This is a genomic window from Desulfosarcina sp., assembly GCF_046496365.1.
Classification (GTDB): Bacteria; Desulfobacterota; Desulfobacteria; order Desulfobacterales; family Desulfosarcinaceae; genus Desulfosarcina.
In genome coordinates this window covers 12,186-29,608 of record NZ_JAWOHB010000173.1, presented here as the reverse complement: position 1 = coordinate 29,608, position 17,423 = coordinate 12,186, and the positions used below count along the sequence as shown (strand labels likewise).

Below are 17,423 nucleotides of genomic sequence, written 5' to 3'. Positions count from 1 at the left end.
ATGGAGGTTTTGCAGACCTCTGCCTTACCACTTGGCTATGCCGCCCAAAAAAAAAAATGGAGCGGGAAACGGGATTTGAACCCGCGACTTCGACCTTGGCAAGGTCGCACTCTACCACTGAGTTATTCCCGCCCAGTTGAAGTGGCACACTTATAAATTAACGGTCGGATTGTCAACACAAAAGTTTATCCTCGGAGTAATTTTCTAAACCGCAGGAAGTAATCCGCCCCTGACCAGAGGGTAAATATCAGCGCCCCCCAGAGAAAGAACAAGCCGACGGCCTGAAAGTCGAATCCAAAGGCCGGATAATGGAACATCAGCGGAATAATGGCCGCAATCTGGAACCCGGTTTTGTATTTGCCTAAGCTGGATGCCGAGACATCTTGTTTGTTCTGGGCAATGATGTTGCGCAACCCGGAAACCGCCAGTTCCCGGCCGATAATGATGCAGGCGATCCAGGCAGGCATCCAACCCAGTGCGGTGAGCATGATCAACGAACAGGAGACCAGCAGCTTGTCGGCCACCGGATCCATCACCTTGCCCAGGTTGGAGACCAGCCCGTAGCGCCTGGCCAAATACCCGTCAAAATAGTCGGTAATAGCGGCGGCGCTGAAAATCAGGCCCGCCAGCAGCGCCGTGAACCGATTGGGCACGAGCAGCAAAAGCACAATAACCGGCACGGCGATGATCCGGAAGAGCGTCAGCGTATTGGGATGGGTAAGAATCGAGTTGATCTGCGCTTTTTTCATTTGAGACACCCTTGAGGATGGGCAGTCGGCCGCTATTTTCTGGCCTTTTCCCAGTCGGCCAGAAAGGCGTCGATGCCTCTGTCGGTCAATGGATGCGCCGCCAGTTTTTTCAACACGTTAAAGGGAATGGTGGCGATGTCGGCACCAGCCAGGGCAGCATCCAGCACATGCAGGGGATTGCGGACGCTGGCGACGATGATTTCCGTGTCAAAGGCGTAGTTGGCGAAAATTTCAACAATCTGTTCAATGAGCTGCATGCCATCCTGGGCCAAGTCGTCTATCCGCCCCACGAAGGGGCTGACGTAGGTCGCTCCCGCCTTTGCCGCCATCAATGCCTGGAGCGGCGAGAAAACCAGAGTGACGTTGGTCTTGATGTTCTCGCCGCTGAGCTGGCGGGTGGCTTTGAGACCCTCAATGGTCATGGGGACCTTGATGACAATATTCTTATGAATTTTTGCCAGCACCCGTGCCTCCTCGATCATGCCCGCGGCGTCCAGGCTGATCACCTCGGCACTGATCGGGCCGTCCACAATCGCGCAGATTTCCTTGATGACCGCTTCAAAAACCCGCCCCTCCTTGGCGATCAATGACGGGTTTGTGGTCACTCCGTCGACCATGCCCATGCTGTGGGCCTCTTTAATTTCAGCCACGTTGGCAGTATCGATAAAAAATTTCATGGTGCATTCCTTCCTGAAGATCGGATGTTGGGCGGCTTGACTGCACGTTATCAGCAATCAGCTATGCGCGTTTATTCTCTTTCTGCATTTCCAAAAATCGGTCCCGGCAGGCAGGTGAACAGAACACGTGCGTTTGCCCGCCGTGTCGCATTTCGACCCCCTCCCGCCGGGGAAAATAGATCCCGCACACCGGATCCTTGATCATCACGTCATCGATGCGGGGGTTGAGCGAACCGTTGCGGGCAGGAGCCTGCAGGTTACGCATCAGCCACGATTTGCCGGCCCGGTAGGCCAGATAGACGATCAGAATCAGCAGCAGCAGTTTCACGGCAACCTGTCTGGTAACAGGGGGGGCTGGTTTTCCAAAGCAATAACCCGCTGATCGTCATCGCCGAGGCGATTCAGCAGGTCGGCAACCGTCCGTCCCATTACCGGGTGAACAATCGCCGGGTTTATATCACAGATGGGCTGCAAGACAAAGGCCCTTTTGTGCATGCGCGGATGGGGGATCTGCAGTCGCGACGTCCGGATCACCTGGTCACCGTAGAGCAGGATATCAAGATCCAGCAGCCGGGGGCCGAAACGGACCGCATCTGCTTTGCGCCCCATGTGCCGCTGGATGCCAGCAAGTCGATCCAACAGAACCATGGGGTCCAGGGTCGTGGTGATTTTGATGACCGCGTTGACAAACCAGTCCTGATCCGCGTAATCCACCGGTGAGGTGCGGTAGAAGCGGGACGTTCCCGCAAGCAGCGTTTCGGAGGATCCAGCCAGCGCTGCAATGCCTTTCAGGCAGTTGCCCAGCTTGTCACCCAGGTTGGACCCGACGGAGATGAAAACGGCATGGCCCGCGGCTACGACCGCCATGCTTCCTCCCACAGCTCGCCGCGATAGATCACCCGGGCGTCACCCTCCAGAAAGACATTCCGGTAAGCGCCTGTTTGTTTGTCGAAATGAACCGTCAGTTTTCCCCCGCTGCGGGTGGTCAGAGAGACCGGCGATGCCAGACCCCGATCATGTGCCAGAATCAGCGCTGCGGCCACATTGCCCGTACCGCAGGCCAGGGTCTCATCCTCGACCCCACGCTCGAAGGTCCGGATAAGGATTTCCCCGTTTTTATCCACAGCCACGAAATTGGCATTGGTTCCCTGGGGAGCAAAATCAGGATGATGCCGAATCAGACGGCCGCGCGCAACCACGTCGACCGCTTCGATATCGTCCACGACGCTCACCACATGGGGAACACCCGTATTGATGCTGCCCACCAGGATCGTTTCTCCTTCCAGATCCAGGGTAATTCCGGTTTTCAGCTCCCCCGGCGAAGTCATGCGAATTTTAACGGTTTCGTCAATCACACTGGCCTCGATGATACCGGCCAGGGTTTCGAAGGTCATCTGCCGATCGGCAATCTTGTTGATGAAGGCAAATCTTGCAGCGCAGCGGGCCCCGTTGCCGCACATGTCAGGCAGGCTGCCGTCGGCATTGAAAAAACGCCATTTGAAATCAGCGTTGTCCGACGGTTCGATCAGAATCAAGCCGTCGGCTCCCACTGACATCCTGCGGCGGCAGGAACCGACAATCAGACGATTCAGCCGGGATTCGGGCACTACCGCCTGCCGGTTGTCGATAATGATAAAATCATTGCCGCTGCCACTCATTTTAAAAAAAGCGATCGGTTGCATGGTTGCTCAGCCCTCGTTGAATACTGATCGGATCAATAGTCGAACTGCACCGCGTTGGAATCGGGCCCAGCCCCGTTGTCCATCTCGAGGCGTACTTTAAAGACATAACGATACCCGGGATTCAGGAGGATGTCGATGGAAAACCGACTATCCCCCGAATCAACGGTTGCAGCCGTGGCCACCTTTTCAAACACCAGGGGACAGCCCTCACAGACGGGTTCATCGATGGCGGAGCGGGAGCGGTAAATGCCAAATGTCGACCGGTTGGCCTGCCTTCCGGAAAGCGGGCCGGACAGGCGCCAGGTCAGGGTGACTTTGGGATCTGACACCTGGTAGGCCAGTTCCATCACCATGGGTATCGGTGGCTGCCGCGGCGGCACCGGCGGCGCCTTGATACCACAACCCCAAAATATACAATTGAACACCAAGCAAGCACCTACCGCAATCGGCGGTAACCGCACCGGCTTGCGCGATTCACGCCGGTGTTTCACTGTTCAGCGCCCTCCTGGCATCCGCAATGGCCCGGATCACGTTTTCGGTTGCCGTCCCGCCTGCACTTTGCCGGCGATTGATCATGTATTCCAGGGTCAGTCGATCGAATATATCCGCTTTGATCAACGGGGAGAATTGTTTGAGTTCTTCCAGGGTCAACTGGTCCAGCTCTATGCCCTTGCCCAACGCGTAGGCCACGGCGTTGCCCACACAGGTGTGGGCTTTTCTAAAGGGCATGCCCTGATTGACCAGGTAGTCGGCCATATCCGTTGCGTTGAGGAAGCCGACGGAGGCGGCCTTGCGCATGACCTGGCGATTCACGGTGATCCGCGGGATCATCTGGATATTGATCTGCAGGCAGGCCTTGAGCGTGTCAACTGCATCGAACAACGGTTCCTTGTCCTCCTGCATATCCCGGTTGTAGGCCATTGGCAGGCTCTTCATTAACGTGAACAGCGCCACCAGCGAACCAAATACACGTCCGGTTTTGCCGCGTACGATCTCCGGAATGTCAGGATTCTTTTTCTGGGGCATGATACTGCTGCCCGTGGCAAATGCGTCGGCAAGGGTGATAAAACCAAACTCGGCAGTAGACCAAAGCACCAGCTCCTCGGAGAACCTGCTCAGGTGCACCATGGCGATGCTGGCAGCCGAAAGGAACTCCATGGCAAAATCCCGGTCCGACACCGCATCCATGCTGTTGGGGCTGATCTCGGGGAAATCCAGCAGCTTGGCCGTATATTCCCGGTCGATCGGATAGGTGGTGCCGGCCAGGGCTGCCGCACCCAGCGGCATCACGTTGATGCGTTTCAGGCAGTCGCAAAAGCGCGCCTGATCCCGCTTGACCATTTCGTAATAGGCCAGCATGTGATGCGCAAACAGCACCGGCTGGGCACGCTGGGTATGGGTGTAGCCGGGCATAACCACATCCAGGTGGCCATCGGCCATATCCACCAGGACCACCTTGAGCTGTTGCAGCAGATCGATGGTCTGTCGAACCTCTTCGCGCAGGTACATGCGCACGTCCAGAGCCACCTGATCGTTGCGGCTGCGGGCGGTATGCAGTTTCTGGGCCACCTTGCCCGCCACCTGAAACAGGCGGGCCTCGATGTGCATGTGGATGTCCTCCAGGCTGTCGTCGAAAGTGAATTCCCTGCGATCCAGCTCTCGCTTGATGGTACCCAGTCCTTCCACCAGCAGGACGGACTCTTCATCGGAGATGACGCCGACCTTGGCCAGCATCTTGCAGTGGGCGATACTGCCGGCGATGTCATAGGGGTAAAGCCGCCAGTCATAGGCGATGGAGGCGGTGAAAGCCTCCACATGTTTGTCCGTTTTCTCCGCAAACCGCCCGTCCCAAGGTTTTTCAGCCATGTTTCGCGCCTACCCTTTCATCAGCATGAGTTTTCGGATCCGCAGCCGCAGGGCGTTCAACCGGATAAAACCTTCGGCATCCTTCTGGCTGTAAACATGATCGTCCTCGAAGGTGGCGTGGGCTTCACTGTATAACGAATGATCGGATTTTCTGCCGCGCACGATGCAGTTGCCCTTGTATAGTTCAAGGCGGACCACCCCGGAGACGTTTTTCTGGGTGCTGTCGATCATGCCCTGCAGCACTTCCATCTCGGGAGAAAACCAGAATCCGTTATAAATTAGCCGGGCATATCGCGGAATCAGGGAGTCGCGCAGATACATTACTTCGCGATCCATGGTAATGGATTCCATGGCCATGTGGGCCAGCCTTAAAATCGTGCCTCCCGGTGTTTCATATACCCCGCGTGATTTCATGCCCACAAACCGGTTTTCAACGATATCGATCCGTCCGATCGCGTGCTTGCCCCCCAGCCGATTCAATTCAGCCAGCATGGCGGCCGCTGGCAGGGTTTTGCCGTTGATGGCCACCGGGTCGCCGTTGGTGAAGGCAATCTCGATGGTTTCGGGGGTGTCGGGGGCGTCCTTGGGCGAGACCGTCAGCGTAAAAATATCTTCCGGCGGACCGGCCCAGGGATCTTCCAGAATGCCTCCCTCGTAGCTGATGTGCAGCAGGTTGCCGTCTGTGCTGTAAGGTTTGGCATGGGTGGTGGGCACGCGTATGCTGTGCTTTTCCGCAAAGGCCATCAGTGCGGTCCGCGAGTTCAGGTCCCATTCGCGCCAGGGAGCGATAATCTTGATGTCCGGATTGATGGCATAGTAGCCCAGTTCAAAGCGGACCTGGTCGTTGCCCTTGCCGGTGGCGCCATGGCTGACTGCATCGGCCCCCTCCATCGCAGCGATTTCCATCTGTCGCTTGGCGATCAGCGGCCGAGCGATGGACGTTCCCAACAGATACTGGCCCTCATAAATCACGTTGGCCCGAAATGCGGGAAAGACATAGTCTTTGACAAAGGTCTCCTTGAGGTCATCCACATAGGCTTTTACCGCGCCGGTTTTCAGGGCGTTGGCCTTCACGTTTGTCAAGGAATCGGTTTGGCCGATATCCGCGGAAAAGGTCACCACCTCACAATCGTAGGTTTCGATGAGCCACCTCAAGATCACCGACGTATCCAGGCCGCCAGAATAGGCCAGCACCACTTTTTTTATCTTCTCAGTCACGGTCGTTCTCCTTTTACAGAAATTATCAATTGCCTGTTTATCGCGTCAGCACGTCATCAAGGCACTGGATCAGCGCTTCAATTTCACTTTTTTGGATGATCAGGGGCGGGACGAACCGCAGGGTATCGCCTTGGACACAGTTGACCAAGAAACCCTTTTCCATGCACACCGGCACCAGTGCTTCGGCCGGGCCATTCAGCTGAATGCCCAGCAGCAGGCCCTTGCCGCGCACCTCGGCCACGCAGCTGTGGCGCAGTTTGAGCTGGTTCAGGGCTTCCTGGAAATAGTTGCCGGTGTCGAGGGCGCGCGGGACAATCTTTTCCTCAACCATGATTTTCAACGTCTCCAGCGCAGCTGCCGCAACCAGGGGCGTCCCGCCGAAGGTCGACGCATGGGCACCAACGCCAAATGCGGCAGCCACCTTCTCCGTAGCCAGCATGGCACCGATGGGCAGTCCGTTGGCCAGGGCCTTGGCCAGGGTCATAATATCCGGTGTCACCCCATAATGCTCATGGGCAAAAAATTTGCCGGTGCGCCCCATGCCTGTCTGAATCTCGTCCAGAATCATCAGCACGCCCCGCTGGTCGCAGAGCTCGCGCACCCGTTGCAGAAATCCGGCATCCGGGCAGCGCACCCCCCCCTCCCCCTGGATGGGCTCCAGCATCACGGCGCAGGTATGATCATCGATGGCCGCGTTGAGGGCCTCGATGTCGTTGAAGGGCACAAAAGAAAATCCCTCCAGCACCGGATCGAAGCCTTTTTTAATTTTATCCTGACCCGTGGCGGACAAGGTGGCCATGGTGCGCCCGTGAAAGGATTTTTCCATGCAGACAATTCGAAAGCGCTCCGGCATTCCCTTATCGTTGAAATGCTTGCGGGCCAGCTTGATGGCTGCCTCGTTGGCCTCGGCACCGGAGTTGCCGAAAAATACGCGGTCTGCAAAGCTTTGTTCCACCAGCATGCGGGCCAGTTCTGTCTGAGGTATGGTGTAGTATAGATTGGACACATGCACCAGCCGTCTGGCCTGGCGGGCCAGCGCAGCGGCGATACGCGGGTGGGCATGGCCCAGGTTGCACACGGCGATTCCGGCGACGAAATCCGTATAACGGCGACCCTGGGTGTCCCAGACGGTACAGCCTTCGCCCCGTTCCAGAACAATGGGAAACCGTCTGTAGGTCGCTGCAATCACCCGGTCCGCGGTGCGCATGATCGTATCAGTCATCTCAACTCCGATTCAGTATATTGGGTCCGTTGGGTGGATTGGTTGATCCGGGGTGCATCATTTACCGTCAACCGTGAGCCCATTTCAGGTGCACCTTTTCAATTAAACGGTCACCTCGGTGCCGATGCCCCGGTCGGTAAAAAGTTCCAGCAAAATCGCGTGGCGGCGCCTGCCGTTTATGATGGGGACCTTTTGCACGCCGTTTTTGATGGCCTCAAGGGCATACTCGATCTTCGGAATCATGCCCCCGCTGATACTTCCGTCGGCGATCATGCGGCTGATGGTCGCCGCATCGATGGAAGAGATCAAACCGCCCCCGGCATCCATCACGCCGTCAACGTCGGTAAGCAGTATCAACCGGCCGGCACCCAGGGCCGTAGCGATGTGGCAGGCCACCAGATCCGCATTGATGTTGTAGGTCTCCCCTTCCGTTCCTGCGCCAACCGGCGCGATAATGGGAATAAAACCCTTTTCCGAAAGGGTGTGAATGATCTGAGGGTTGATCCGGGTCACCTGTCCCACCATGCCCGGATCGATGATCTCGGGCGGGCTGCCTGCGTCAGTCTGATGGACGATACGCATCTTCGTCGCCTCGATGAGACCGCCATCCTTTCCGCTGAGCCCCACAGCCCTGCCCCCCTGGTGGTTGATCTGGGCGACGATGCCCTTGTTGACCTTGCCACCGAGCACCATCTCCACCACGTCCATGGTGGGTCCGTCGGTGAGCCGCATGCCGCGCACAAACTGGGGACGAATGCCCATCTGGTCCAGAACCCGGTTGATCTGGGGACCCCCGCCGTGCACCACCACCGGATTCAGGCCGATGAACTTGAGCAGCGTGATGTCGCGGGCAAAATCGATTTTCAGCTGCTCGTCCACCATGGCGTGGCCGCCGTACTTGACCACGACAGTCATGCCGGAAAACTTGCGGATGTACGGCAGGGCCTCGATGAGGATGTCCGCTACGGTTGAATTGGGGGTGATCGTCTGCTCGACCATGGGGGTTCCTTTTACGCGAGGGTTCGCGTGCCTGCCTGCGAAGCTTGGGCCCTTTTTTCTATAAAATATACCGGCTCAGATCCTCATCATCCATGATCGCCTTGAGTTTGTCCGCGACATAGGCTGCATCCACTGTCAGGTGCGTGTCCTTCACATCGGGGGCCTCAAAGAGGATGTCCTCCAGCAGACGTTCCATGAGGGTGTGAAGCCGCCGGGCACCGATATTTTCCGTGCGGACATTCACCACTTCGGCGATCTCGGCAATCTTTTGCACCGCTTCCTCGGAGAAGTCCAGTTCCACACCCTCGGTTTTTAGCAGGGCGATATACTGGAGCAGCAGCGCGTTTTTCGGTTCCGTCAGAATGCGCTGGAAATCCTTGCGGTTCAGAGCGTCAAGGGTCACCCGGATGGGAAACCGCCCCTGGAGTTCCGGGATCAGATCGGACGGTTTAATGGTATGAAAGGCGCCGGAGGCGATGAACAGGATGTGGTCGGTCTTCACCGGCCCGTATTTGGTATTTACCGTGGATCCTTCCACGATGGGCAGAAGGTCGCGCTGAACCCCCTCCCGTGATACATCCGGACCCTGCCCCGTGCCTTTGGCAGCGATCTTGTCGATCTCATCCAAAAAAATGATGCCGGACTGTTCCACCTTGGCAACAGCTGCCTGAATCACCTTGTCCATATCCACCAGGTTCTGGGCCTCTTCCGCGGCGATGGTCCGCATGGCTTCAGGAACTTTGATCTTGCGGCGGCGGGTATTCTTGGGCAGCAGTGAACCCAGCATATCCTTGAAGTTGAATCCCATCTCCTCAATGCCCGCATTGGAGAAAATCTCGACCATGGGCATGCTGCGGTCGGCCACGTCCAGATCCACATAACGGCTGTCCATCTTACCGGCCTGCAGCATCTTGCGCAGCTTCTCGCGAGTGGAAGACGCCGCCTCCGCAGACGCGGTGACGATTTCAAGTCCGCCTTCTCCGCTGTTTTCCGCCCGGCCGCGATCCGCCTTGGGCAGCAACAGATCCAGCATGCGCTCCTCGGCAATGCGCCAGGCCTTGTCCTTGACAGCCTCCTGCTCGGCCGTACGAACACCATTGACCGTCAGCTCAAGGAGATCACGGACCATGGACTCCACGTCCCGGCCCACATATCCCACCTCGGTGAATTTGGAGGCCTCCACCTTGAAGAAGGGTGAATCGCTCAGCCGGGAAAGCCGTCGGGCAATTTCCGTCTTGCCCACACCGGTGGGGCCGATGAGGATGATGTTCTTGGGGGCGATCTCATCCTTTAGCGAATCGGGCACCTGCTGGCGGCGCCATCGGTTTCTCAAGGCAATCGCCACCGACCGCTTGGCCGCATTCTGACCAATGATATACTTGTCCAGTTCAGCCACGATATCACCGGGTTTCAGGTTGTTCATGGTTTAGAGCTCTTCAATGGTGAAGTGGTCGTTGGTGAATACACACAAAGAGGCAGCGATCTTCATGGAGGCCTCGACAATCCTGCGCACGTCCAGATCCGTCTGCTGGAAAAGGGCCGTCGCCGCAGCCTGGGCGGCCACCCCGCCCGAACCGATGGCGACGATGCCTTCATCCGGTTCGATCACATCCCCGTTTCCAGATATAAGCAGCATACAGGACCCATCCACGGCGATCATGAGCGCCTCCAGGCGGCGCAGATATTTGTCGGCCCGCCAATCCCGGGCCAGTTCCACAGCCGAGCGGGTCAGATTTCCGTTGTAGCGCTCCAGCTTTTGCTCCAGTTTCTCGGTCAGTGTCATGGCATCGGCCGTGGCGCCGGCAAATCCGATCAGGATGGTGTCGTTATAGATACGCCTCACTTTGCGGGCATGCTGTTTGATAACCGTGTTATTCAGGGTCACCTGACCGTCGCCGGCCATGACGACCCGGTCCTTGCCCCGGACAGCCAGGATGGTGGTGCCGTGAAAGCGCAGTGAATGTTGCGGTGGTTGTCGGTCCATTGGTTGAACCCGGTTCCTTTCTCAACGCCTGGGGTGGGCCTTGTCATAGGCCGCCATGAGCCGGTCAATGCTGACATGGGTGTATCTCTGGGTGGTTGACAGGCTCTTGTGCCCCAGCAGCTCCTGAACCGTTCGCAGGTCCGCGCCTGCATCCAGCATATGGGTAGCGAAACTGTGCCGGATGCCATGGGGTGACAGGGGCACCGCCAGGCTGCATTTCCGAATCATCGTTTCCAGGACACGCGCTACGGAGCGCGGGCTCAACCGGCCCTTGAATTTATTTAAGAACAGCGGGCCATCAGCCGCCATGCCGATGCCGGTTTGGTTATAGAGCCGGTCCCGGTAGGTCTGAATCCGATTCAGGGCCGTCTCGCCGACTGGTACGATGCGTTCACGGCCGCCCTTGCCCGATACCCGCAGGCATCCTGAGGAAAAGTCAACATCGAACACATCCAAGCCGGTCAGTTCGGACACCCGGACTCCAGACCCGTATAGGGTTTCGAACAAGGCCCGGTTGCGCACTCCCAGGACGGTATCGTCGGTCGTCCGGTCCAGCAGGCGGAACATATCGTCAACCGACAGGTAAGACGGCAACCTCCGGTTGAACTTGGGTGTCAGAATTGCGATCGTGGGGTCCTTGTCGGTCAGCCGGTGCTTCACCAGAAATCGATAAAAAGATCGCAGGGTCGACAGTTTCCTGGCGATGGTGGCTTTTTCATTTTTGCGGTGCAGGTGCCCCAGATACCCGCGTATCGTCAAGCTGTCGATGTCGTCGAGAACCGGTGCGTGCTGCGCATTTTTGTCAGGCAATCCAGCTGCGCCAACGGCATAACCGACGAACTCCGCCAGATCATGGGCATAGGCCCGGATGGTGTGCCTGGAATAGCCCTTCTCCGATGCCAACGCCTCAAGAAAAAAGTCAATTTGGGATGTCAGTGTGGAACGCGTCATGGGAAGGCAATGCACGCTTCGAGTTCTCGCCATGAACTCACTTGAAGAAAATCATGGGGATCCTGATTCCACGGCTGCTTGTATACGACCGGTTCAATGCCGGCGGCTTTGAGCAGGTGACAGGTTTCCAGACGGTCTTCAACAAACCACTTGATGTCGTTCTCCAGCAGCACGTCGGTCTTGGCCTCGAATGAACCGGTGGCGATGATTCGCGCACACCGATGCTGTCCGTCGAGAAGCTGGTTGATCCAGTTTTCGATGGGGCCCGGCTCGGGCCGGGCCGTCACCATCAGGATGCGCCCGGTGGCTTCACCGATGCGTCTTAACAGGGGTCCTGCGCCCGGAATAGGCTTGAGGGCTGCCCGGTAGTCCCCATTAAGAATCCGGGCCACGGCCCCCTCGAGAACATCCCCGTCCAGATTCAGACAATGGTCCAGCCGATAGCAGGAAATATCTGCGTACCGCACCGAATGGACATCGTAGTGATCGCGAAGAATATCCAGAAACAGGTGCATCGTGTCTGCGATCACGCCGTCAATATCAAAGGCCAGTGCAGCCGGATCAATCATCATTTTTCCTGATTTCACAATTGTCGACCCTCTCAGGCCAGCTTGCGCGTCTTTTTCTTTAACTGGGACCCGTTCATCAATTGGCAAGCAAAACCCGGCAAAAACCGTTTAATTAATCCCATCGCCCCGAAGGTGTCAATAGGGATATTGGCAGCACGCTGGGCAATGAACCACCCAGGTCAAACTAGCAGGATGGAAGCCTCCTCGGACATGGTCTTGTCCAGGTGCTTGCCGCCGCGTTGACCGGGTGGGGGGCGCCGGCGGCAGACAGACGGACGAAATATAAACGCAGACTTTAAGTCAATATTTTCATGATTTGCTGAACATCGTTCCACACATCGCGTTTCCTGTCGGGGTTGCGCAGCAGGTATGCCGGATGAAATGTCGGCATCACCGGTATACCCATGGCTTCATGGAACCGTCCCCTGAGTCGCGAAATGGGAGCATCGGTATCGAGCAGGGTTCGGGTGGCCACACTTCCCAGGGAACAGATCACTCGCGGTTCGATGGCCGCCAGCTGTCTTTTGAGAAACGGCACGCACCGGCGGATTTCACCAGGCTCCGGATTGCGGTTGCCGGGAGGACGGCACTTGACGATGTTGCAGATGTAAACCAACTCCCGCGATAGGTTCATGGCAGCGATGATTTTGGTCAGCAGTTGCCCGGCGGCACCCACAAAAGGCCGCCCACTGCGATCCTCATCAGCCCCTGGGCCTTCGCCCACAAACACCAGGTTCGCATCCGGGTTTCCTTCGCCGAAAACAATATGGGTTCTGGCATGGCACAACGGGCAGCGGGTGCAGTCCCCCAAGGCATCACGGATTGCCGTCAGGGTTTCCTTCCGGAAGGGTTCATCCGGCCTGGACGCCCCCAGGTGAGCCAACTTTTCCAACTGCTCCCGTGAACAGTCGAATCCGGAACATCCGCTTTGTTTAAGATAACACAGCGTATTACGGATGTCCCGGATGATTTGAAAGCGGGTTGCGTCCATGTTCATTGAATGATTCCAGCTTCCGCTGCCTAGGTGCCCTGTCAAGGACAGCGCTTTTGTCTAATCAGATCGACCACCCGATCGAGGATCAGGTGGGCCAGCGCATCCTTGTCCATTACATCCAGCATCTCCTTGCGGCCGTCGGCATAAAACAGGGTCATGCGGTTGGTGTCGGCTGCAAATCCGGAGTCGGCTGGACCGATGAGATTGGCCGCGATCATGTCGAGGCGTTTTTCGGCGAGCTTTTTAAGGGCATAGACCTCCATATCCCGGGTTTCTGCGGCAAACCCGATGAGGATCTGATGACGCTTGCGCTGCCCGACGGCTTCAAGGATGTCCGTGGTGCGTTCCAGCGCCAAGGTCATAACACCCGCACCCTTTTTGATTTTATGCGCCTCACGGTTAACAGGACGATAATCCGACACCGCGGCCACTTTCACGATCACGTGGGAGCTGTCCAGACGGGCAAAGACGGCCTCGGCCATGTCGTCCACCGTCATCACCGGCACCATCGTCACGTTTAAGGGCGGCGCGATCCCGACCGGACCGGTGACCAGGGTGACGCACCCGCCACGGTTTTCTGCGGCCCGGGCAATGGCATACCCCATTTTGCCTGTGGAGGGATTACTGATAAAACGAACCGGATCGATGGCTTCCCGGGTAGGCCCGGCGGTAACCAGGACGTTTTTGCCGGCCAGATCGTCCGGTGTAAGCAAACTGATCAGCCGATCAACAATCTCTGCGGGTTCCGGCAGCCGACCCGGCCCGGTGGTGCCGCAGGCCAATTCGCCTTCCCCGGGTGCCAGTACGCGGCAGCCGTCTGCTTCAAGCTGCCTCAGATTACGCCGATGGGCAGGATGCTCGAACATGTTCGAATTCATGGAGGGGCAGATCATAACCGGGCAGGTAACCGCCAGCATGAATGTGCTCAGGGCATCGTCGGCGATGCCGTGGGCCAATTTGGCCACCATGTTGGCCGTAGCAGGCGCGATCACCACGCCATGCGCCGCTTCAGCCCAGGCGATGTGCCGGATGGCCGCATCATCTCTTGAATCGAAAAGGTCTACACACACCTGGTTTTCCGATAACACCGTAAAGGCCATCGGGCTCACGAATCGCGTGGCGCTTTGGGTCATGATAACCCGTACCTTTGCCCCCAGCTTCACCAGTCGTCTGAGCAAATCCAAACTCTTGTAGGCTGCGATGCCACCGCAGACACCTAAAACGATATTTTTTTTGTAAAGAATGGTTTTATTCATAATATGCGGCTATACGCCCCTGACGTCTGGTGAGATCCGGATTTTCTGAACCCGTCGCAGCGCATTGAACCGAAGCATCAACACGACCCACCGTTCCAGAACATCGGAGACGTCCTTCCACTGAACCGGGGCTTCAGGCATCCTGGATAAAACCCCATCCAATGCCTTTTTTAGGTCGATTCGATCCGGTGTCCGCTCCAGCAGATAACGGTATATCCGGGCGGCAGCATCGTAACGGCCCTGATCGGCATAAACCCGGGCCATGGTCGCCGTGTAAAAGGTTTTATCGCCTTCTGCAATCATTCTGTTTTCCTTTTGGCTTTATCGTCGGGGAGTAAAATGACGACATCTTCCCTCCCGATCATGCCCAGTTCATTGCGGGCCACACTCTCAAGGTATGCCGGGTCGCTCTTCAGGCGGCCAATGGTTCGGTATAAGTTGACGTTCTCCCGGGCCAGGGTTTCATTTTGTGCCGCCATGGCCTGCTCCCGGGCACGCAGGCGATAGAGCTCCACCAGTCCGTTGTCGCCGAATACGATCAGCACCACCAAGTTGATGAGTAGCACGGCAGCTCCGGCAATGATACACTTTTGGCCGATGTTCACGATCGGTTCAAGCTCCTTCTGGTCAAATCCACCACCTTTTGCCATTCCGGGATTCTCAGCAGCCACGCCATGCAGCAAAACACGGCGACCCCACCGCCGATCGCGGTGCCGATGCCCATCAGCAGCCGCAGTGTTGCCGCCCCGGTCAGGTCGGACACAATCGTTCGAAAGGTTAGCACTGCCACAACAGACAACACGCCCGAAGCGATCAGCGTTTTCAGAACACTGGAAAAAATAAGCCGCCAGCGGATCACTCCCAGTTTTTTTCTCAACACCAGCACCAGAAGCACCAGGTTGACCATGGAGGCCAACGAAGTGGCCAAGGCCAGTCCACAGTGCCGCATCGGCCCCATCAGGGCCATACCGATAAGAATATTGGCGGCAATGGAGATGGTGGCGGTTTTGACAGGCGTCCGGGTATCCTGCAAGGCGTAGAACGTTGGCACCACAATGCGTACCGCGGAGAAGGCCCATAGTCCCAGAGCATAATACAAAAGGGCGTCAGCGGTCAATCGCGTGGTCTGCAAATCAAAGGCCCCGCGCTTGAACAGCAGGGCGACAATGGGATCCCGAAGGACGATCAGCCCGACCATGGCCGGAATGGTGATAAACAGCACCAGGCTCATGGCATGACCGAACGTATTACCCATTGCAGCATGATCCCCATTGGCCGCTTGCCGCGAAAGACTGGGCAGAACAGCCGTGGCCGCCGCCTGGGCAAATATCCCCAGGGGAAATTGAACCAGCCGGTCGGCGTAGTACAGGTAGGAAACGCTGCCCTCGGGAAGCAGAGAGGCAAGCAGGGTCCCCACCAGAATATTGATCTGGTAGACCGCCGCGCCGAAGATGGTGGGCAGCATCAGAATGCCGACCTTTTTCATGGCCGGGTGCCACAGGCCCGAGGGCATCCGGAACCGGAGGCCCTGTTTTAACAGAAAAGGCAGCTGCAGGGCCAACTGCAGCGCCCCACCCAACAGCACGCCACCAGCCAGCCCAATGACCTGAACCGTTTCCGAATCCGAAAACCGGGCAACCCCGAAAACTGCGGCTATCATGGCCAGGTTCAGCAACAACGGTGCGATGGCCGGGGCGGCAAAATGCCCCAGCACATTGAGAATGCCCATGCATAAAGCGACCATCCCGATGAAGATCACGTAGGGAAACATGAGGCGCGTCAGCAGTATCGTCAGGGCCATCTTTTCCGGTGAATCGGAAAACCCGGGGGCAACAACCCGGATCATCCAGGGTGCGACAACCACACCGATAACGGTAACCGCCGACAGGCAGACCAGCAACAACTTCAAGGCGCTGACAGCAAGGCGCAGGCCATCTTGGCGATCCTTTTTGATCAGGGTTTCCGCAAACACCGGTACGAAGGCAATACTCAGCGAGCCTTCACCGAAAAGACGGCGCAACAGGTTTGGAATCCGGAATGCAGCGATAAAGGCATCCGCTGCCATTCCGGCTCCGAAAAAGGAAGCCAGCACCATATCTCTGACATATCCGAAGATACGGCTGAGCAGGGTCGCCGCCCCCACCACCCCGGCGGCCCGGGTAACGTTGCGGTTTTCATTTTTTGTCCGGTGTCCGGCGTGCGTTTGCATAGGTCCCTGATCTTGGATTAAGGTCACAAAAGCCCTTGACTTGTCCAACATTTTTGGCTATCAGGAAGTTTTGTGTTTTCCCATTTAATTTTGAAAGGAGTAACCGAAGGTGGCCAACCATAAATCAGCATTGAAACGTGCCGGACAGAACGAACGTCGGCGCCTGCGCAACAAAACGGTTCAGACCCGGGTAAAAAACGTCGTCAAGGCAGTACGCCTCGCCGTGGCTCAACATGGAGACAGGGCGGTCGAACAGCTTGATGCGGCCAAATCCGTTATCGATAAAGCGGCTAAAAAAGGTGTGCTCCACAAAAAAACCGCTTCTCGAAAGGTTTCCCGTCTCACTAGGCAGGTCAATACCCGGCAGGCCTGACCCTTCCCGGCGGCCGCAGTCCAAGAGATTGGCCAGGGGATGGCCGCTGCGAGTTCTTTTCCGACTGCGGCGGCATAGATTCCCAGGCATCAGAAATTATCCGTCAGCCGGTTGAAGGCGGATTCAGCCAGTTTTTTCGAAACCTCGGCAATGGCATCGGACTTGTTCCGATCCGTTGCCGTTTTGTTTCCAGCCACAATCGCGAAGGCCTGGCGCTCAACAAGGTTTCCAGAGGACCACAGAATGCGGCCCTCTGGTGATTCCAACCGCAGGTTCAGCGTCCCGGTCACACGGCGCTCCAGCGCTGTGGAAACAGTTGACCGGGAAATGTTGTCCACTGACAACCCAACAATACTGCCGGTTAGAATCCCATCGGCCGAGGATCGCTCCTGCACCAGGCTCTCCTTGCGGTTCCGGGTGAATTCATAGATCAGGTCGTTGGTGAAGACGCTCTCCACCCCGGTTTCGGCGGACCGGTTTTCCAGCATGGTTATGAACAACCGGGATACGCCGGCCGGGAAGCTTCCGCTGCCGGCAAAGTGATAGCCGCACCCGACGAGAAGAATCACCAGCGCCGCACAGGATAATCCGCATGCCCATCCGTTTTTCATCTGCACTCCCGTTAAACCGGTCGGTTGAAGGCATCACCGCTGCGTGCCCGGGCGTGGCAGCAA

The 17,423-nt window shown here is 57.2% G+C and carries 21 protein-coding genes and 1 tRNA gene; 1 reads left to right on the top strand and 21 read right to left on the bottom strand.

All coding sequences use genetic code 11. From position 1 onward, the window contains the following. Positions 1–57: 57 nt before the first annotated feature. The 20 genes from R6V78_RS17595 to murJ form a co-directional block, all read right to left on the bottom strand. Positions 58–132: transfer RNA gene (locus R6V78_RS17595), tRNA-Gly, on the bottom strand. 53 nt (positions 133–185) lie between these two features. Further along, positions 186–749 carry a CDP-diacylglycerol--glycerol-3-phosphate 3-phosphatidyltransferase gene (gene pgsA, locus R6V78_RS17590; protein WP_410290688.1) on the bottom strand — a complete coding sequence of 188 codons (564 nt, stop codon included), beginning with the start codon at positions 747–749 and terminating at the stop codon, positions 186–188. A gap of 32 nt (positions 750–781) precedes the next feature. Then, positions 782–1,426, bottom strand: a complete 645-nt coding sequence (fsa, locus tag R6V78_RS17585) for a fructose-6-phosphate aldolase (protein WP_410290687.1) — start codon at positions 1,424–1,426, stop codon at positions 782–784. A gap of 61 nt (positions 1,427–1,487) precedes the next feature. Next, positions 1,488–1,754 carry a YHS domain-containing protein gene (locus R6V78_RS17580; RefSeq protein ID WP_410290686.1) on the bottom strand — a complete coding sequence of 89 codons (267 nt, stop codon included), beginning with the start codon at positions 1,752–1,754 and terminating at the stop codon, positions 1,488–1,490. Further along, positions 1,751–2,293: a 2-amino-4-hydroxy-6-hydroxymethyldihydropteridine diphosphokinase gene (gene folK / locus R6V78_RS17575; protein WP_410290685.1), complete on the bottom strand. Its 543-nt coding sequence runs from the start codon at positions 2,291–2,293 to the stop codon at positions 1,751–1,753. Before folK ends, R6V78_RS17580 begins: the two co-directional genes overlap by 4 nt. Then, positions 2,281–3,108, bottom strand: coding sequence for a diaminopimelate epimerase (gene dapF, locus R6V78_RS17570; protein WP_410290684.1), 828 nt, complete (start codon positions 3,106–3,108; stop codon positions 2,281–2,283). The genes folK and dapF overlap by 13 nt, the downstream gene beginning before the upstream one ends. A 32-nt stretch (positions 3,109–3,140) precedes the next feature. After that, positions 3,141–3,488 carry a hypothetical protein gene (locus R6V78_RS17565; protein WP_410290683.1) on the bottom strand — a complete coding sequence of 116 codons (348 nt, stop codon included), beginning with the start codon at positions 3,486–3,488 and terminating at the stop codon, positions 3,141–3,143. Positions 3,489–3,582: 94 nt separating this feature from the next. Further along, positions 3,583–4,974 (bottom strand): argininosuccinate lyase, encoded by a 1,392-nt coding sequence (gene argH, locus R6V78_RS17560; protein ID WP_410290682.1) that lies wholly within the window; start codon positions 4,972–4,974, stop codon positions 3,583–3,585. A 9-nt stretch (positions 4,975–4,983) separates the two neighbouring features. Next, the gene (locus tag R6V78_RS17555; RefSeq protein ID WP_410290681.1) at positions 4,984–6,192 is read right to left on the bottom strand and encodes an argininosuccinate synthase; all 1,209 of its coding nucleotides are present in this window, start codon (positions 6,190–6,192) and stop codon (positions 4,984–4,986) included. Between the two features lie 37 nt (positions 6,193–6,229). Next, the gene (locus tag R6V78_RS17550; RefSeq protein WP_410290680.1) at positions 6,230–7,414 is read right to left on the bottom strand and encodes an acetylornithine transaminase; all 1,185 of its coding nucleotides are present in this window, start codon (positions 7,412–7,414) and stop codon (positions 6,230–6,232) included. 102 nt (positions 7,415–7,516) lie between these two features. Continuing rightward, positions 7,517–8,413, bottom strand: a complete 897-nt coding sequence (gene argB, locus R6V78_RS17545) for an acetylglutamate kinase (protein ID WP_410290679.1) — start codon at positions 8,411–8,413, stop codon at positions 7,517–7,519. Between the two features lie 58 nt (positions 8,414–8,471). Then, positions 8,472–9,836 (bottom strand): ATP-dependent protease ATPase subunit HslU, encoded by a 1,365-nt coding sequence (hslU, locus tag R6V78_RS17540; protein ID WP_410290678.1) that lies wholly within the window; start codon positions 9,834–9,836, stop codon positions 8,472–8,474. A gap of 3 nt (positions 9,837–9,839) precedes the next feature. Beyond that, a complete protein-coding gene (gene hslV / locus R6V78_RS17535; protein ID WP_410290677.1) occupies positions 9,840–10,397 on the bottom strand; it encodes an ATP-dependent protease subunit HslV in 558 nt (185 codons plus the stop codon). A 21-nt stretch (positions 10,398–10,418) separates the two neighbouring features. Then, positions 10,419–11,381, bottom strand: coding sequence for a tyrosine recombinase XerC (locus R6V78_RS17530; RefSeq protein ID WP_410290676.1), 963 nt, complete (start codon positions 11,379–11,381; stop codon positions 10,419–10,421). After that, positions 11,345–11,917: a 5' nucleotidase, NT5C type gene (locus R6V78_RS17525; RefSeq protein WP_410290675.1), complete on the bottom strand. Its 573-nt coding sequence runs from the start codon at positions 11,915–11,917 to the stop codon at positions 11,345–11,347. Before R6V78_RS17525 ends, R6V78_RS17530 begins: the two co-directional genes overlap by 37 nt. 295 nt (positions 11,918–12,212) lie before the next feature. Further along, positions 12,213–12,914 (bottom strand): uracil-DNA glycosylase, encoded by a 702-nt coding sequence (locus tag R6V78_RS17520; protein WP_410290674.1) that lies wholly within the window; start codon positions 12,912–12,914, stop codon positions 12,213–12,215. 35 nt (positions 12,915–12,949) lie between these two features. Then, entirely contained in the window at positions 12,950–14,167 is a 1,218-nt protein-coding gene (gene coaBC, locus R6V78_RS17515; protein WP_410290673.1) for a bifunctional phosphopantothenoylcysteine decarboxylase/phosphopantothenate--cysteine ligase CoaBC, read from the bottom strand. A gap of 9 nt (positions 14,168–14,176) precedes the next feature. After that, positions 14,177–14,470 carry a hypothetical protein gene (locus tag R6V78_RS17510; RefSeq protein ID WP_410290672.1) on the bottom strand — a complete coding sequence of 98 codons (294 nt, stop codon included), beginning with the start codon at positions 14,468–14,470 and terminating at the stop codon, positions 14,177–14,179. Beyond that, positions 14,467–14,772, bottom strand: coding sequence for an FtsB family cell division protein (locus R6V78_RS17505; protein WP_410290671.1), 306 nt, complete (start codon positions 14,770–14,772; stop codon positions 14,467–14,469). Before R6V78_RS17505 ends, R6V78_RS17510 begins: the two co-directional genes overlap by 4 nt. Further along, positions 14,769–16,376, bottom strand: a complete 1,608-nt coding sequence (gene murJ / locus R6V78_RS17500) for a murein biosynthesis integral membrane protein MurJ (RefSeq protein WP_410290670.1) — start codon at positions 16,374–16,376, stop codon at positions 14,769–14,771. The genes R6V78_RS17505 and murJ overlap by 4 nt, the downstream gene beginning before the upstream one ends. Before the next feature lie 109 nt (positions 16,377–16,485). On the opposite strand from murJ, the gene rpsT reads away from it, so the two are divergent. Further along, positions 16,486–16,749 carry a 30S ribosomal protein S20 gene (gene rpsT / locus R6V78_RS17495; RefSeq protein WP_410290669.1) on the top strand — a complete coding sequence of 88 codons (264 nt, stop codon included), beginning with the start codon at positions 16,486–16,488 and terminating at the stop codon, positions 16,747–16,749. 89 nt (positions 16,750–16,838) lie between these two features. On the opposite strand, the gene lptE is transcribed toward rpsT, so the two are convergent. After that, positions 16,839–17,360 carry an LPS assembly lipoprotein LptE gene (gene lptE, locus R6V78_RS17490; protein WP_410290668.1) on the bottom strand — a complete coding sequence of 174 codons (522 nt, stop codon included), beginning with the start codon at positions 17,358–17,360 and terminating at the stop codon, positions 16,839–16,841. Between the last annotated feature and the right edge of the window lie 63 nt (positions 17,361–17,423).

Coding starts and splice junctions, on each gene's coding strand:
- pgsA (WP_410290688.1), bottom strand. CDS start 749: ATGAAAAAAGCGCAGATCAACTCGATTCTTACCCATCCCAATACGCTG.
- fsa (WP_410290687.1), bottom strand. CDS start 1,426: ATGAAATTTTTTATCGATACTGCCAACGTGGCTGAAATTAAAGAGGCC.
- folK (WP_410290685.1), bottom strand. CDS start 2,293: ATGGCGGTCGTAGCCGCGGGCCATGCCGTTTTCATCTCCGTCGGGTCC.
- dapF (WP_410290684.1), bottom strand. CDS start 3,108: ATGCAACCGATCGCTTTTTTTAAAATGAGTGGCAGCGGCAATGATTTT.
- argH (WP_410290682.1), bottom strand. CDS start 4,974: ATGGCTGAAAAACCTTGGGACGGGCGGTTTGCGGAGAAAACGGACAAA.
- R6V78_RS17550 (WP_410290680.1), bottom strand. CDS start 7,414: ATGACTGATACGATCATGCGCACCGCGGACCGGGTGATTGCAGCGACC.
- argB (WP_410290679.1), bottom strand. CDS start 8,413: ATGGTCGAGCAGACGATCACCCCCAATTCAACCGTAGCGGACATCCTC.
- hslU (WP_410290678.1), bottom strand. CDS start 9,836: ATGAACAACCTGAAACCCGGTGATATCGTGGCTGAACTGGACAAGTAT.
- hslV (WP_410290677.1), bottom strand. CDS start 10,397: ATGGACCGACAACCACCGCAACATTCACTGCGCTTTCACGGCACCACC.
- R6V78_RS17530 (WP_410290676.1), bottom strand. CDS start 11,381: ATGGCGAGAACTCGAAGCGTGCATTGCCTTCCCATGACGCGTTCCACA.
- R6V78_RS17525 (WP_410290675.1), bottom strand. CDS start 11,917: ATGATTGATCCGGCTGCACTGGCCTTTGATATTGACGGCGTGATCGCA.
- R6V78_RS17520 (WP_410290674.1), bottom strand. CDS start 12,914: ATGAACATGGACGCAACCCGCTTTCAAATCATCCGGGACATCCGTAAT.
- coaBC (WP_410290673.1), bottom strand. CDS start 14,167: ATGAATAAAACCATTCTTTACAAAAAAAATATCGTTTTAGGTGTCTGC.
- R6V78_RS17510 (WP_410290672.1), bottom strand. CDS start 14,470: ATGATTGCAGAAGGCGATAAAACCTTTTACACGGCGACCATGGCCCGG.
- murJ (WP_410290670.1), bottom strand. CDS start 16,376: ATGCAAACGCACGCCGGACACCGGACAAAAAATGAAAACCGCAACGTT.
- lptE (WP_410290668.1), bottom strand. CDS start 17,360: ATGAAAAACGGATGGGCATGCGGATTATCCTGTGCGGCGCTGGTGATT.